The 16,233-nt window shown below is 57.3% G+C and carries 8 protein-coding genes; 2 read left to right on the plus strand and 6 right to left on the minus strand.

The annotated features are described in order from the left end of the window. Positions 1-404: 404 nt before the first annotated feature. The 3 genes from OSC30_RS14530 to OSC30_RS14540 form a co-directional block, all read right to left on the minus strand. A complete protein-coding gene (locus OSC30_RS14530; RefSeq protein ID WP_267172584.1) occupies positions 405-1,811 on the minus strand; it encodes a hypothetical protein in 1,407 nt (468 codons plus the stop codon). 22 nt (positions 1,812-1,833) lie between these two features. Continuing rightward, a complete protein-coding gene (locus OSC30_RS14535) occupies positions 1,834-6,789 on the minus strand; it encodes an AAA domain-containing protein (protein WP_267172585.1) in 4,956 nt (1,651 codons plus the stop codon). A gap of 781 nt (positions 6,790-7,570) precedes the next feature. Next, positions 7,571-8,092, minus strand: a complete 522-nt coding sequence (locus OSC30_RS14540) for a hypothetical protein (RefSeq protein ID WP_267172586.1) — start codon at positions 8,090-8,092, stop codon at positions 7,571-7,573. A 124-nt stretch (positions 8,093-8,216) separates the two neighbouring features. Here OSC30_RS14540 and OSC30_RS14545 point away from each other — a divergent pair, with 124 nt between their 5' ends. Continuing rightward, the gene (locus OSC30_RS14545; protein WP_267172587.1) at positions 8,217-9,695 is read left to right on the plus strand and encodes a TnsD family Tn7-like transposition protein; all 1,479 of its coding nucleotides are present in this window, start codon (positions 8,217-8,219) and stop codon (positions 9,693-9,695) included. Between the two features lie 77 nt (positions 9,696-9,772). Next, on the plus strand, positions 9,773-10,948 hold the full coding sequence (locus tag OSC30_RS14550; RefSeq protein WP_267172639.1) for a TniQ family protein: 1,176 nt from the start codon (positions 9,773-9,775) through the stop codon (positions 10,946-10,948). Between the two features lie 8 nt (positions 10,949-10,956). Here OSC30_RS14550 and OSC30_RS14555 read toward each other — a convergent pair whose 3' ends face one another. The 3 genes from OSC30_RS14555 to OSC30_RS14565 all read right to left on the minus strand — a co-directional run bounded on the left by OSC30_RS14555 (position 10,957) and on the right by OSC30_RS14565 (position 15,589). Then, positions 10,957-12,444 (minus strand): hypothetical protein, encoded by a 1,488-nt coding sequence (locus OSC30_RS14555; protein ID WP_267172588.1) that lies wholly within the window; start codon positions 12,442-12,444, stop codon positions 10,957-10,959. Next, positions 12,441-14,108 carry a hypothetical protein gene (locus tag OSC30_RS14560; RefSeq protein WP_267172589.1) on the minus strand — a complete coding sequence of 556 codons (1,668 nt, stop codon included), beginning with the start codon at positions 14,106-14,108 and terminating at the stop codon, positions 12,441-12,443. Before OSC30_RS14560 ends, OSC30_RS14555 begins: the two co-directional genes overlap by 4 nt. Before the next feature lie 572 nt (positions 14,109-14,680). Next, the gene (locus tag OSC30_RS14565; protein ID WP_267172590.1) at positions 14,681-15,589 is read right to left on the minus strand and encodes a PDDEXK family nuclease; all 909 of its coding nucleotides are present in this window, start codon (positions 15,587-15,589) and stop codon (positions 14,681-14,683) included. Positions 15,590-16,233: the final 644 nt, after the last annotated feature.

Here is a 16,233-nt window from a genome sequence, read left to right on the forward strand (position 1 = left end):
GCAGTGGACCAAAGAGGTCAACTGCGGAGCGAATAAGGCGGCATTCCGCCGTCAAAATGAGCGTTTTTCGCTTTGACGGGACCAATGTCACGCGTGAGTGGTTGCGCGGCGATTGATCAGACCATCCTTAGGTTTGTAAGCGCGCCGACTATCATGGTTGGGTCAGTTGCCAACACACTTAGCCCGACGCTGGTACAGAACAACAAGGCAGACCTTTTAAGCAGCGACGGATTCGAACCGTCCACACCTCCGAAGACTAGGAACCATATCAAGATTGAGGTTAATCGTCAAGTTTTCGTTAAGTGCCGGGACGAGTTCCTACGAGCCTGTTGGATCAATGGACCCATCGGTCCGCTTTCGCATGCGCGAGCCATTGACGCCAATTGTGCCGCGACCCTTTCAGTTTAGAACTGGCCCAGCGGGCCGCAATCATTGGGCTGATTGAAACTGGAACTCCCAGCAACATAGGAGTCTACCAATCGCCCAATACGCGAGACGACATCCTCGTCGGCACTAATGAACCCAACCGGTAAGCTGACAGGGTAGGAGTCGGGCAACACGAGGTGGTATACGACTACTACGAACTTGCCCTCGAAATGCAGCACCTCTACGTTGCCTCCGAGAAATCCCTCACGGAGTGCACGTAGCCTCTCGATGTGGGGGTCGAACTCACTCTTCCACCTGCGCGCGACCTTCTTGTCATCTTGGCCGGATACGGGGAGGAAAATTGTCGGCGAATACAGCCTCTTGCCTTTCGCGTTCGATGTGCCTACGAGCTCGCTCACTCTCGCCAGGACGTTATTGCTCTTGCCCCAATACGGGTCGCTGGGCGCAATCCAAAACACCCGTGTCCCACCAAGGTCCGCTTTGCTTTCTCGCCTTTCTTTAATGACGGGTGCCAAATGTCTTTGGACCAACTCCCAGTTTTGAGGAGAATAGATCGGCCCAATAAAAGGTATTCTCTTGCGGTCGCTATTGGACTCGAGCTTTGCCAAGTCTTCAAGGAATTGTAAATTGATGGATCTACCGCTCGAATCGAAAACCTTGATGGTCTCCGCGTCGCCGATATCGCGCATTGCTTTCGCAATCTCGATAAAATTTCCTGGCCTAGCAAGGCGATCTAGCTCTAGAGAGATTTGCTCGTGCACGTAGTCAGAGTTTTTCAGCTTTTCGAAGTCCTCACGCTCTACGCTCCTCCCATCCCAAGCCACCTTGAACTGCACTGAAAGTCTCAACGGCATCTGCTTAATCTTGTTCACCGAATTCACTGTATAGACCGTCGGCGAATCCTTTTCGTCTTGCGTCAACGCACGGGAGAGAAACCCCTTTCGTATGATTTCATCAAACTGACGTTGAAAATGCTTCTCCACGTGCACCTCGCTTCGCGAGGTGTGATCGTCTCTAACCTTGAGCGAAATGCCAGCCTTCCACTTCTCCTGAGAGTTTTCGTTCCCAATGCATGAAAAAGTGGCCAGATCAAAGGTGAGGCAGGTCGCGCTGTCCTGTAGCAGAGATAACCGCGGAACCTCACCAAGGTCTGTGAAATAGCCGCCAGACTTCTCGGTGAGCGTGAGTTGCCCGCTATCGGATAATCCGAGTTCATCGCGCTCGACGAGGTCCCTGATCGCCTCTTGGGCTTCGATGTGTGAAAAACCTAGGAACGTCGCAACCTGTGCCGTGGAGATCGGCGCAAGGTGGACGAGGCGAAGTACGAACTCACGAACGAAAGGGAGACCCTTCTGAGTGACGTACGAGAAATTGATGTTGAAGCGCTGCGCTGGCAACAAGAAGTCAATCTCGTGGTAGACCATAGTTCTTTCCACTGCTGCCACCTTATCGCTTCCTCTTCGCAGGAATGAATTTGTAGCCGGCGCCCTCGCCCATCTCATCCATGTACGCGACGACTTGGCCAAGGGGTCTATCTCTGTTATTTGTCCTCCATATATCGGCGTTGCCTACGATCAGCAGCCGATCCATTGCACGGGACATTGCGACGTTAATTCGATTTGGCATGCGCAAGAACCCAGCGCTGCGGCGCTTGTCTGAACGCGTCAAGCTCAGAATGATGATCCGGTTCTCCTTACCTTGATAGCTATCGACGGTGTCGATCTTCACCAATGCCTTGAACCCGTCGTTCCATACGCCTTGGGTGAATTTCTGCCGGATAAGGCGCTTCTGCTCGGCGTACATGCAAATAACGCCGATCAGGGCATCATCCTTGTCTTTGAGTTCGGAGAGATCGGCCAAGAATTGGCCACTGTCCGAGATCTGGCGCAATACCTCTATGACCTGCTCTGCCTCACAGCGGTTGTAGATGCTGACGCCCCGGTCGTCTTGGTGGTTCGCGTGCTCACCAAGTGCCGAGGTGTCCAACCACGTCACTGGGGAGCGGAGTGCGGGCGGGGCCTCGTGGTAGATCCCGGGGATGACCCTGACCCCGTTGTCCAGCCTGCCGTCGTAGAAGGTCCGCGAAACAAGGTTGCCTATGGGTGGCGCCATCCGGTATTGGGTTAGCAACGTGGCGCTCGCCTGCTTGCCATATTCTGAATTGAAGGCGCGTGCGAAGTCGCTCCGCAAGACTTCATCGAGATCGACATGCTTGTCGTTGATACCGAGCCGGCGGGCAAGAGCAGCCTTGTGCGCATCGGAATACAAAGGGGGCAACTGCAAGTGGTCGCCAACCAGGAGGACGCGCTTCGCTGACTGCATGGCAATCGCCAGTTCGCTGGATATCGAACGTGCTGCTTCATCGATGATCACGAAGTCATAGATATTCTCTTGGATGCCGATGTGCGCTTGGCCGATGCCGACGCAGGTCCCGGTGACCAGCTGCCTCGACCTAGCGTAGAACTCGTCGCAATTGACCCTGTCCGCCGATAGCGCATCCTGTATGTCGCGGGATAACCGTGCTAGCGCTCGGACCCTCCTTGTTTCGTTCGGGCGAACGCCATACTCGGAGCAGAGCTTCGAGATCAGGATGGATTTGGCCTCGGAGACCCTGCTTTCCTGGGAGAGCGAAACCCCATACTCGTCACGGAGCTTGGCACGGATGGCCTCGTCTAATCCCACGAGGATTGGCTTGAGCGCCGCGGCGTCCTCCTCGTCGCCCACTTCTTCGAAGTTCTTGAGGAGGGACTCGAGATGGTCTATCCGCTTGAACAGCTTCAACTCCACATCGAGGACCTTCGATATGAATTCAGCCTCAAGGCCGAGCGCATCCGCCAGCGCGGCGGCGCGGTAGCGGTATTCCGCGTTAAACAACTCGCGCCTCTCGGCAGTGATCGCATGAGAATAGACGTCCTTTAGCCCATGCGAAACAGCTCCCTCGCGATTGCTGAACCTGACCGCCTCTAATGGAGTCCCCAACCTACCGCAATGCTTCCTTATGCGCTCGGCAGCGGTGTTGACTGCTTCGTGTGACTGGCTCACCAGCAGGATTCTTCGCGCGCCCATCTTCTCAACCAGATAGTGGACGAAAGCGGCAATGAACTCCGTCTTTCCTGTCCCTGGAGGCCCTTGCAGAAGCGACAAGGGCCCATGGTTCAGGAGCTTCACGAATGCCTGACGCTGCTGCTCGTTCAGGCTGATCTTGTTCCCCTGCTGGTCTTCGCGATCGTACTTGGCGAAGTCCTCGTCCGTGACGGCTATATCGTATGAAGTCGCGACCTTAGTGCAGCCTGGATCGAACAGGTCCACCAAGTCGGACAGCACTCCTTCGCGGTCCAACAAACGTTCGAGTGCGGCTTTCCGTTTGCGGTACGAAGCCCGGTCCGCCTTGGACCTAAAGTAGACCAACTCCCCATCCCTGAGACCACGCGCAGAAAACCGAAGCTTGTGTAGTCGAACTTCGTTCAATGCAGACTTCTTGAGAAGCACCTCGCCGATGACCTTTTCCGCCCCGTTCTTATCGATGAGGAGCGCCTCGACCTCGTCCGTGCTGGCGAAGGCGCCAAGCGGATCGTTGTCCGCCTCGTACGGGAGGATCAGTTCTGAAGTCACGTCCGATGGCGTGATGGAAGCGCCATTCAATTCTATATTTGGGCTCGACTCCGTCTCCGTGGCGAGGATAGCGCGCCAGAGCGCCTGCGTCGGTATGTCAAAGGAAGCACCCGGGCGCCCTTCCGGCACGGAAGCAGATCTATTGTCGAACAGATCCTTGAGCTGCTTGCTCACGCCCGATCCATCGATTTCCGCCGGAGCTGAGTGCAGCATCTCGAATGCACGAAGGAACGCATCATCGCTTCGCAGATACTCAGACAAGCCCGAAAGTTGCTCAGGGCGGCCGGGCTTGATTCGGATCGCCGCATTCACCTCGAGCTGGCTCTCCTCAATCTCCCTAGGACCCACCCCGGACCGGACTCGAGGAGTCGTGCCTGCGACGAAATCGCGTTTATCCTTATCGTAGAAGGCGACGAAGGATCCGCCCACACCAGAGAACGTCACGGGGTAGTGGTTCCTTCCCTTCCTAGGCATCTCGATTTTGACGTAGACGTGCCCGTTGTCGGGCAAGATCGCCACAGGCTCACCGACATGGGTCAACGTTATCTCAATGGACCTTTCCTCCTGCTCCCCCGTCGCGGCCGTCAGGGCCTTCTTGAACCGCCCGAGGCTCCGGAAGCCGAATTCGACGTCGGCCAGTTCCGATTGGATCGCGTGAGCGATTCCCGGAAAGGCGCTTGACTCGCGGCCCCACTCCAGTTCGAGTAGTTCAGACGACATCCTGAGCACAGCAAAGATGTCGCGCTGCTCGGACGAGCAGTCGTCGATGTTCTCCGGGCTGTAGAGGTGGTTTCTGATATCGCCGGTGTTGTGCGAGAAGTCCGGGGTATCGACCAGGTACAAGTTACCGCTCGACCTATCCAGCATTACATTGCCTGGATGTAGGTCGCCGTGCGAGATGCCGAGGCTGTGGAGGTGCTCTATGGCATCGACAAGCCTCCTGATGACGTCCAGTCGCCCAGCTCCATCGACTTGCGCATCAATCCACGTCGCCCCGTCGACTCTTTCGGTCACGAGATACATGCTGCCAGACCGGGCTGCAAGCCCGTACTCCAAGATCCGAGGGAGGTAGGCCGGGTTCACGGACGCCAGCTTATCCAAGCGCCGCAGGAACGCGAGAACACGGAAATTGCGTGCCGGGTCATCCGTCCTGCCGCCAGCATTCAACCACGCCTTTACCAGCCTGCCTTGCGAAAAATAGACTTCCTTGTCGTCAGTCGACACTACGAAATCGCCTTGCTCAGGGAACTGCCGCGTGTGATTAATGGAGTGGCGGTAAGGCTCGAGTTCGGAATCGTCGAATGTCGGTATCGCCTCGCCAGCCGGCTCAGCGCGTTTAAAGGCATCGAAGAATGCCGCTGCATCCTCGAATGATCCTGACACTGCATCGAGAAGGACGCCTGCATACCAGTGGTTACTTGCAAGCATCTCGTCCTGAATATTCGCAAGGCTCTTGGGCGACATCCGCTGGCCCGTAAGCAGGTGCCACGACACCAGCCCGAGCGCATGGACGTCCTGGCGAAACGGAGTGGATGGCGAGGCATCCAACATCTCCTTCACCTCCAAGGCTCCGACCGAAAGACTTTCCCTGAAGTCCCCAACCGTGCCGATCGGCTTGTGGTACGCAGAGATAAAATTAGAGAGGGCGATTTCCTTCGAGGGCGAAAGCCATAGGCTATGGTCGGCGATGTCCCGATGCGCGACCTTGACGTCATGGAGATCGCCAAACTTTGAAAGGAGCAGCTTGGTAAGATTCAGCCGATCCCCAATGCTGAAGGAATTGCCGTACCTACCTATGAACTCATTGAACCTCACGTGCCCCGGGGGGAGTTCATAGACCTCGCTATGCTGGGATGTGACCTGCTCCTTCTCAAAGCCGGTCAACGAGCGCAAGCAGTGATTGTAGAGGTCCCGGTTCTGCAGACCTATGAACCGCAGCACCTCCCGCTCGCGGGACACGATCTCGGCCCTTCCTTCGGGAGTGAAGGCCTTGTTTCCCTGGAGCTTCTTGAAGTTCCAGACCCGTAGCAGGGCCTCGGCCCCCTTCGACGTCTCTGAGCTCGCTAGGTATTCTTTGTACACTAGCTTGGGATGCTCGAATATTTCCTCAATCGCCGTGTACCCACCTATTTTCAGAGCCTTCGGGGCTGTGCTGCGCCCGAGGAACATCTCGTCGAAGACTGGGATGTCTTGATCTAGGACCTGGGAGTCTGGATGAGGACGGAAGACATCGTTGAACCTCCCACGATCGGAGAGACGCAGGAAATCCTTCAGTGAGATCGTATGTTGCCGGTCGACCTCTGGAAGCTGGCTGAAGTCGGCATTTCCAGTCATGACGACATAGAAATAAACGCGCGGCGGATACTTCTTGTTGGTAAACCGAGACGAGATCTTTTTGATCTTGTTTTCTAAAAGGAATTTCTTGTTTCTTGTGACACTGACGGGCGAGCGCCCCATATTTTTACTGCCCTTGAACCAGATGTCCCCGTCGGCCGTTACCGGCTCATGGTTCCAATCCTTCAGCTCGACGATGATGATGTTGCAATGAGTGACGATGACAAGGTCGAACTCACCCTCCCTGCCCCGTGAGTCAACGAACCTGAATCCTGCGTACCCTTTCCACGCGTGATTCCGGGAACGCCCGAACTGCTGGCGAAGTTGCTCCTTCAGTGAGTTGACACCACCTCGTGAGTTGTCCGTCGGACGGACATCTGCGAACGCTGCCTTGATCTTGTGGATTGCCTCAATCTCTTGCTCTTGCAGTCCGCCGTCCCAAATCTCGATGTCCAAGTATCGCTCCGTATCCTTTAATTCAGTAATTGGTACGCGTCACAAAAGAGGCACGCCCACGATGCCCTATCGGGATCGCGGTTCGCCTATTGACCGGCCCGCTCGCGTGATGATATCGCAGAGGCTGAGACGTACTTCCGACGTGCCGCATGAAAGAAGTGGGCGTCGCGAACATCGCGACGACGACGGCGACCGCTTAGGGCCTGACATCGTTTGCGCCCGCCCCGTCTGGAGACCGGGCTCCTTCGCATTGTGTCGTCATGCTGCGATGAGCCCCGCCAACAGGGAGTGTGTCGCAGGCGCCTGTCGTGTGGGCGGCGGAAGCCATCGCCTGACAGGTCCGCATGTTGGCAGGCCTGTCGCTGCTCACTGCCGTGGCATCGAGCGTGCGGAACATGCCTGCCTCGCGCTTGCGTCGCAAAGCTATCGTTTCACCCCGTAACCGACCTTCAGTCGCTCGATATCCTGGCGTTCCAGTTGTCCCGGACGAGGAAAACCTCATTCCCAGCGCTTGCCGCCGCGTACGAATTGACGACCCTGAATGCCATCCCTGTTAGATCTGATGAAAGTGTAGATAGGCGAGTGCCCCGCGGAACCGAGGCAGGTGGCCCGACTTAGAACTCGTCCCAATGTGCCGCAGCAGCACAGTCCTTGCCGAGACCTGATCCTACTTCAAGGAGGGTCTCCTAGCCCATCTAGCAGCCTCCCGCAAAGATACGGGTGCATGAACCTCGCGCATCTGGTGCTGGACGGTGATTTCGCTAAGGTCCAGCACTGGTCGTTACCGAGCGTCTTCCACTCCGGCCCAACCGCCTGCGCTTGCTAGCAGGCTCGCCGCGACCATCGTTGAAATGAGCCCAAGAACAAACCAGAGCCCGGCTGCAGCGACACTAACGCGTGCTGCAAGCCACCCGAACACCTGCCACTGATTTCGGACAGGCTTCATATCGCCGGTCCAAGGACCCTCGACATCCACACAGGTGGGTGGCGTCGTCTGTACGCACAAGTGCAGGCCGGATTTCAGCCGATCCTCCACTGCAAGCCGTTGCCCTTTGACGGCGGACAACCTACCGGACACCACGAGGCTTCCGACCGAGGTCTGAACAGTGGTTGCAGGCCGGGCGAAAAGTCCGCCGGCACTAGTGGTTGACGATACAAAGCTCCCCACGTCACCCACGCGCATGGTTGTGTCGGCGGTGAAGCTAACTAGCAACGCGATGATCAGTGGCAACACCAAACCGATCGCGACCACTGTAGCCAATGCCCACTTGGCGGCCCGCTTGCTTTTCGTCGTCGTTCCCATGGTTCTCCCTCGCGACCAAGTTCTCGTCCGCTGATGGCCGGCCGCGTAATAAAAAATCCAATCCACACGAGCACTTCGAGCCATGTTGTACTGCTCAGGCCCGATAGAGCAACCCTCACGGCGAATGTCCCTGAACCTACCGAAGCTAGTCGCTGATCAGACCCTCTACAGTTGGTGTGGACTGGTGCACGCATGGAATGGATCAAGCGCGACTTCGACGAGCCGAAGCTTGTTTGGTTCGCCCTACACAGCGTTGATGCACGACTTTCCCGGCCTCCTTCACCACCTCGCTGAGCGAACAAGAGGACAGCTGGGAGAGCCCAGGGATATAGCACTTCAGCACACCCTTCTCGGGTATTTCCTCCCCCTCGTTCACGTCGATCAGGCAGAGGGCATCTTGCAGCGCGTCTTCGCTGGAACAATGCCCGAGCTGAAGATGAAGCTTGGCATCGCAGCCAGCCGCATCGGAGGCCATCATCACCTCAAGGGTTGCCCGGAATGCTTCGACGACGACGAGGAAACCCATGGGTTCGCCTACTGGCACATAGACGATCAGTTGCCCTCCGCGATGGTCTGCCGGAAGCACAGGCGCCCGCTCGTCATTGCGTGGGACCCAGTCACGCCAGTACATCGACGCGGGTGGTTGCTGCCGAGGAGCGGCCTGAAGCGAAAATGGATAGAGGTGCCTGTTCTCGGTGAAGAGCAGATGGATCGGCTGACAACTGTAGCTGAATATTCCGCGCGCTTTGCCATGCTGGCGCCTGGATCACTCAACCCACGTGTGCTTGCAAGGGTTTACCAGAAAGCATTGCATAGCAAGGGGCTCGCGACAGCCAAAGGTAGCTTGCGACTCACGGCGCTCATCAAAGCCACCCGCTCACATTTTCGTGGAATTGAGAGCGTGCCCGGGTTCGAATCACTTCAGGCAGTCACAGGAGACTGGCCGGGCTTGGCAGGTGCATTGGCGCGACGACGACCGAGACCGGGCCATCCACTGAAGCATCTTCTGCTTATATGCATGCTCTTTGAGGCCTGGGAGGAATTCCTTGAAGCCTACGAAGACATGCTCTCGCCCATTGATGAGGGCACGCCCACGAGCGCCTTGGGCCCGCAGGTGAGTTCCATAGAGACCTTTAGATGCCATGTAATCGCCGGGTCGTCCATTCGGTCGGCATCCAACAAGGCGGGCGTTTGCACGACGACAGGCCTCAAATGGGCCAAACAGCTTGGGCTGCGCTATACGTCTCGCGCCAAAGTGTTTTCCGACGATAAGAAGAACTTGGCAAGGATCGCGCTTATGGCCGGCGCGGACGCAGGCGCTGTTGCGGAGCAAGTTGGGGTCTCTCAAATCACTATCAATCGAATGCTTTCCTCAGAGCCAGATCTTAAGGAGTCATGGTGCATCGCTCGGTTCTATCGGAGTCGAGAGCGAACGCGAAAGCATTTTCGGGCACTCATTCGGGAGAACCCGCACCTAACAGTCAAGGCGCTAAGACAAATTCCGGGTAACGGCTACATGTGGCTGTATCGCCACGACCGAGCCTGGCTGGCAGATAACCTACCCTCACTTTGGCTCCAGATTGGCCCAACCAACCCGGACTAAGCATGTCATATATCGGCTACATGCCCTACCTAAAGCCCGGCTCGACGCTACTGAGTGCTGTCGTAATACACAACCGGATGTTTCAATCGTCTAGCGCAGGGCAATCCTTGAAAGCAATTCTCGGGCGCGAAAACCAGAGGGGCGTGCTGGGAGCCGGCGCAAGTGAGGCAACGCGACGGCTGTTTGGCCTATCGGTGCCTGTGCGCCAAGTTCTCGAACAGCACACCTTGTTTGGCGTGTACTCGCGAACGATGCCAGCATCAGTTGCTAACGCCCTTGCAAGCCGACTTGAGTCAGGCAAAGGTGATGCCGTCCACGCCGCATTCAGAGGGCATAGACGAAGGCGAATTCCAAGGCTCGCTACAACTTGCCTGCGCTCATGCGATGGGTGTATCCAAGAAGACATGGACCACCAGGGCTTTGCATCGTGGCGCGTACTTCACTTGCTGCCGTCTATTGGACATTGCCCTTACCACGGAACAGAACTGCGCGATGAAGGCGGCATCAGCAATAATGCTCGCCGGAGATGGCCATTGACGCTACCCGGCGAACATAAATCACGAAAGACAAACGCCAAGGCCTCGACCCTACCCATTTCAGATGGGTATTGCGCTTACCTCCATCTCTGGAAGGAGACCTTCGGTGGAGATTTGATTGGCATTGCGCCGGATCTGTGGATGCTGGTGATGGACGCTGTCGTACGTCGCTTTGGCACGCTGGCGCGCGCATGCGAAGTCATCGAGGCCACCATTCGACAGCTTTGGGATGTTTCCGTCGGTCAAGTGGCTGCTGCTCTCGATATCGCAGACGGGGAGCTCTTCGTCAACGCGGAGCTAGATCAGCGTGTGCAGGCAAGCTACGTAGCTTCGCGGCTTGTCATCGTGGGGGCACTTGACCACCTTCAGATGAGCCCGCCGAGGCGACAAAGTCCCCCTCACCTGGTCCCCTTGGAGCTAAGTCAAGCCAAACCATTTGGATCATGGCTTTCGCCACGAACGCAGGCGGAGCTCCGAAGATACGTCATGGATGCGAACTTCCCCCCGGCTCTTTACCGCGCGCTGGCAGGGGACGTGGACGTCTATAGCATTGACGCCAGTCTGCGCATTGACCGACTGCTTGTAAGGCGGTTCGCGACGACTCTTCCAGGCGAACTGTTAGAAACAATGTCCAAAGAACAAACCTGGAGCAACTCCTCATGGCTGATGAAGGAGATGCGTCGCCGTGAAGTCGCCTGGTCGCGAGGCAACTCATAGATGGAGGCCTATCGCCGCTTGGGCGGAGCACGATCACTGCCTGCCAGGAGCGGCTCTTGCGTTCCTCTCAGGCTAGCGAACATCTCCATTTGAAGTTCGTGTCTCCTCATGTCCTCGGGCGTGAGATGTTCGGCTTTCTCCCTTCGCTTCTCAGCTGCTCGCTCCTTAGCCTTGACCTTTCGTTCCATGGCCTTGCGAACAGCGCCTACGTGGTCAGATGACACTCTCGCTTGTGGCGTGGATGCGCCGTCGCATTCGTCAGCGGGTATAGACTGAGCGGACCCTGGCGCACCTCTGGATTTGAATGGCATGTCGGTGAAGCGATGAGCCGGCGCTTTGCCGCGAACCTGAAGGGCCATCGCATGAAGCTCTCTAACACGCGGGGTGTCCAAAGCCGCGATGAAGTCCGCGTGTTCGAGCTGAGCGACCTCACCCCCACGTCGTAGCGCGATTCGTTGTGCCTCGATCCAAAGCGGCCCAAAGAGCCCGGGGACGCCGGCCGACATGTCAAAGGTCTGTTCTACGATCCCCTCCTTCGCAGGGACTTCGTCACATAGAGAAAAGAGGCACATGCCAGGAACAAACTCCCTGGACCACCAAGTCTCTGAAAACGAGGGAGCGGGTGTCAGCTTGTGATAGCCCGCCGTGGAGAAGCGCCGGATGTCTTGAGATGCGCTTTCCAGTCCTACAAATGCCAGCGGGTTTCCCAGCAGAAGAATTGGTATCCCCAAGTTCATTAATCCAAGAAAGAACAGTACGAAGCTTTTTTGCCAAAAGCTCTCGTCAAAGTTAGCTTGCTGGTTCTCATCAATCGCAAGCAGACCAACCCGATGGTTGGATAGAAGCTTTGTGACAAATAGGAGCTGCTGATCAAGGTTGCGCAACTTGCGTCGATCGTTGGCATAATCTGTACCCAGGAGAACGTCTAGCCCCTCGACAATTCGCGCAAGCAATCCTCCCGGCGTTCCATTGAATGGGGCATCAATCACCAAATAGAGGACCTGCGTTAGAGTTGACCACCCACACGCTTCGCTTCGGCTGTGGACTACGACCTGCTGCGGAGCTATCACTTCCAAGGTCCTTGCTAGCACTGCCGATTTTCCCATGCCCGTGATGGCTGAAATAATCCCTCCGCCTGCAGGCGTGCGGAGTGATTGAAGGGGCATGTTGTGCGCCTCTCCAGTGAGGGCTAGCGTATTGATCCGGCGTTGTTCTGGGACGGAAAAGGGATTGCGCGCTGCTAGCCCGCTCCGCAACATCGTCTGGATACTCTCCGCGAGGTCCAGAACAAGACTGCTTGGCCAGTAGTGCCATTTGTACTGTTCGAGGAAGGTTATGCGCTGCGCGGGCGGTATGGCTCGCCAGTTTAACGATTCGAGCGGCTGGCGGGCTAATGCAGCCGGCATGTCTTCAAAGCTAATGTATGGCGCCATCGCCTCCAGCAATGGATTGGGCCCATTAATCAGCTCTGGATGGTCAAGATTGTTGTTTTTCATCGCGCGACGGTCTTCAGAAACGCAGCCATAGCTCGTTCAGCTGCTTCCGTCGCCCGGTTGGCAACGGGTACAACTTCTTCTTTAGGAAGTTGTGGCGCGCTCACCGTCGAAGAAAGCGCGAGGGCGGCCATCTCATCTTGCCGATTTTTCTTGAGCGACTGTTTGCGCACCACCTTTTCTTTTTTCGTCAACTGGAGCCTCTCCGCCTCGGTCTTTTTCTCTCGCGCAGCGTTCCGAGTTACTTCACTCCGCCTCACCAACGTGTCGAGGTTCGTCTGATCTTCGGCTTCACGAGCCATGTCTAACCTGAGGTCCTCCCTCTCGACCTCGTTGTTCGTGTCAACGAACGTCAGGCCCTCCAGGAGGGCCTGCTCGGCCTGAACGTTTGGTATGCGCAGGAGCCCCCTGTCGCTCGGCAGCCAAAGGTGACTCAGGTCATTGGCATCAAGCTTTACGGTCAACTTGACGGTACGTCCGGTGCTCACTGCACGCTGCCACAACGGATGATCAGTCAGGTCGCCCGCAAAGAAGCGATGGCCAGGAAGGAGCCGGATGCCGTTTTTCATGAGCAAATGTATGCCGTCCCGGCGCATCACAGCCTTACGATTGGGAAGGGTGAATGCTCTTAACTGCCCGAGGTCGCAAGATATGTCTGCTCGCATGCCGTGATCGCGCATCCAACAGAAGACATTGCGCCGGCTTGGGCGTATGCCAGCGCGCTTCATATCAAAGGGGGCAAGATCAGGTACCTCTTCGTTGTTGTGCTCAATCGTCGCAAAGATGAACTCGCGCATGTATTCGTTGTAGTTCCACAGCGCCTCGTCAGCAGGACGAGTTTCGCCGCGCTGACGTTGTCGTCCGCGTGTCGTGCCAGGGAGCTTGTGGTCCAGCGCCTTGTGGTCCGTGTGATGCTGGGTCTCGACAAGACTCTTGCTCTGGCCGCTGTACGCCTTGGCGTATTCAACGCCAAATCGAAATTGCTTTTCAGCCTCCACGAGCGCTGCGGACTTCATTTCACCGTTGTCGGCCAAGTACAGACGATGCAAAAGACCGGGCCAGTCGTCCGGCTTCAGGTCGATGCCAAATCTTGCTGCGATATCCGCCTTATCGCTCGCGGCACAAAGTATTGCTTGCAATGACGTGGCTGAGCTCGGCGCTTCCCAGCTCATGCAAAAGCCCATAACCAAGGTGGAAGCTACGTCGACGACAATCGTTCTGTGCATTGGTGGCAGCACGATCTGCCGGGACCTCATCGAGGTGAGGTACACGTCCGATGACGTCGAATCAATCATCGCCATCTGGCCGACGGCCTGAACTTGGTCCTGAGCGCGCCCTGCAACCGCAAGCGTCGATGTCGAGCAGTGATCTACGCCGAGGAGCTTGCGCCGCAGAGGAGTGCCGTGAAGCAACCGACCCCAATATTCGAACTGCACCTTTGTTGGGCGACGGTGCGCGGGAAACAGGTCATGCTTAATATGACCCCGCGGGTCCTGGTGCGTTTCCGACCAATACGCCCCCATCGTCAGATGGTAGGCGTCCGCTACTGTGAATCCCGGCTTCACCAAGGCATATCCCATCGCCAGGCGCTCCTGATCCACAGCGGTCAGCACATAGCCTTCGCTCTCGACCAGTCCTGCCTTGAACTTCCGGGATTTGCGACCCACGCGACGTGTCGTTGGCGTCTTTCGCTTTCCCGGGCCTCCACAAGAACTGGTGTTGGGAAGAAGGCTGTTAACGCATTCCCGTCCGGCCCAGTATCGGTGGAGCCAGCTGTAGATGGTTGGTTGGCTTCGCTTGTGCTGTTTTGCTACTGCCTTGATCTTGTCCGCGAGCCGCTTGGCCTGAGGCGCCAAGTCCTGGGCAGACTCTGCGCCGACGACCGCTTGGACGGCCTCCCAGCATTCATCTCGCTTCTGGAGACGTTTCGCCCTCAAGTTCCTTTGCCGCTCACTTGGCGCACTGCCGAGATAGTCTGCATCTGTCATTTGCCAGACACCCGGCAAAGGGACGTCCTCCATGATCAAGCGACCCTGCTGGAGTGCTTCTGAGACCGTTGACAGGCAGAACCGCTTTGGGCCGGTCAAGTAGCGCTGTCGCCCACCCTTGGTGCCTGTTCCTCGAGGCATTGGAATAAGCCAGACCGCATCCGCAAACTGTTGGACAGACACCACACGATGGTCACCCGTGATGCAGGCCTCCCCAAGACCTGGCCGAAGAATGTGGCCATTGATTGGAATCATTTTTGCCCTCCGAACCACTGCTCTCGGAATTCTTGTCGGAGGGATATGCCACCAGACTTCAGAACGCGCGTCAGGTTGACCGGTTGCGATAGGTCTACATCGATGTGCTGGTACCAGAGGGCGAGCCTGAGGGCTTGCTGGCCTTGTTCTTCGCTCCACCCAACCATCCCAGCGGCTGAACAGGACGCCTGATGAGCAGGAAGCTCGTAGATCATCGGCGCGATGTGAGCGAGGTATGCCTGATAGGTTTGGCCTTGGATCAACAGTTCTAGTTCGCCTTTCGGCATGATCGGGGCCAGCCAATGGAGCTGAACAACCAGCGTTTGCGATATCTGCTCGGGATGAACGAGCCGGTGGCGAATGCCTGCAGCGGCACAATATCGACGATCGAGTTCGAGACGCTCTCTGAGGCGCGATCGTGAGGCTGCGGCGTGGAACAGCGCACGCGGTTTGCAGCTGAAGCCCACTAGGCGGTGAGGCCCGGCGGTCGTAGGGATCGTCGCCAGGAGATCCAAAGAGAGAATGACGGGTACGTTCAGTCCCGGATATCGACCTAATCTGATCCCAGCCTCCTCGGCGAGTGCGGCCATCCCCGGGTGCTGAGGCATCCCGGAAGCGTGGGGCGCGATCTGCTCAAGCGGCTGCCGATGCGGCCAGGGCCATAGGGGATACTGCTCGCGAACATCCTCCGCGCCCAGCCACCACAGGAGCAGGCCAAATTCCCGCTCCCCACGCGACAGAAAGTGAGCAAGGCGCGTGAGATGCGGCACCGGAACGATGTTCAGGTTCGAGAACGGTGATGCTCGCTTACGGGTTATCTGTTCCCATGGCTTGTAGTGGTCTCCCGCCCCAAGGCCACGTCCTTCTCCTATAAGCCCGGCGAGTTTCTCGATGGTCATCCTCATGATAGGCACCTCGACTCGCTCGAGTGAGCTGTGTGAGGCCCCCTGATGCTTCTGCCGTCAATGAGTCGGTCTGCATGCTTCTCGCGCACGCACGCCTCCTATGCCGCGAACGGCGGCATTTGTTTTGGGTGTCGGAGGCTTGACTTGAAGGGCTGGCAGGGAACACACTGCCGCTCAAGCGACTTAGACTTGAGCCCTCAGGTCACGCCAGAAAGCCACCCCGCCACAGGGTGGCTTTTCTTTTTTCCGGGTGGGTTGTTTAGAAGGCCTACGCTCGCCCACCTCCTTGGCCAGCGGCCATCATCAGATAGACCGGAGCGAAGACATTCCTTCGCCTGCCCAGTCGGCACAAGGGCTTGACGCCCGATGCACGGCCGGGTTCGCTGGATAGAGGAGGAGCTCCCCTATCCATAGGAGCGAGGTGCTCCCGACGTGCCATGATCGACGGTCTGCTCCAGCCAGGCTGCGACGGTTTCCGTGGACGCAAACCAGCCACGGCGCCCCTCGATGGTGAACATCGGGACGGGGAGACGGTGGCGAATACGTGCCTGCCGCAGCGCGTCCGTGCTCTTGAATCCCAGAAGCTTGGCCGCGACCGAGGCGCACAAGAGCGGGCCGTGCTCTTGCATGAGCCAGTTAGTGGT

The organism is Frateuria hangzhouensis (assembly GCF_026410505.1).
GTDB classification, from domain to species: Bacteria; Pseudomonadota; Gammaproteobacteria; order Xanthomonadales; family Rhodanobacteraceae; genus Frateuria_A; species Frateuria_A hangzhouensis.

Excerpts from the sequence above, each read along its gene's own strand:
- OSC30_RS14530 (WP_267172584.1), bottom strand. The coding sequence starts at position 1,811 with ATGGTCTACCACGAGATTGACTTCTTGTTGCCAGCGCAGCGCTTCAAC.
- OSC30_RS14540 (WP_267172586.1), bottom strand. The coding sequence starts at position 8,092 with ATGGGAACGACGACGAAAAGCAAGCGGGCCGCCAAGTGGGCATTGGCT.
- OSC30_RS14545 (WP_267172587.1), top strand. The coding sequence starts at position 8,217 with ATGTCCCTGAACCTACCGAAGCTAGTCGCTGATCAGACCCTCTACAGT.
- OSC30_RS14550 (WP_267172639.1), top strand. The coding sequence starts at position 9,773 with ATGTTTCAATCGTCTAGCGCAGGGCAATCCTTGAAAGCAATTCTCGGG.
- OSC30_RS14555 (WP_267172588.1), bottom strand. The coding sequence starts at position 12,444 with ATGAAAAACAACAATCTTGACCATCCAGAGCTGATTAATGGGCCCAAT.
- OSC30_RS14565 (WP_267172590.1), bottom strand. The coding sequence starts at position 15,589 with ATGAGGATGACCATCGAGAAACTCGCCGGGCTTATAGGAGAAGGACGT.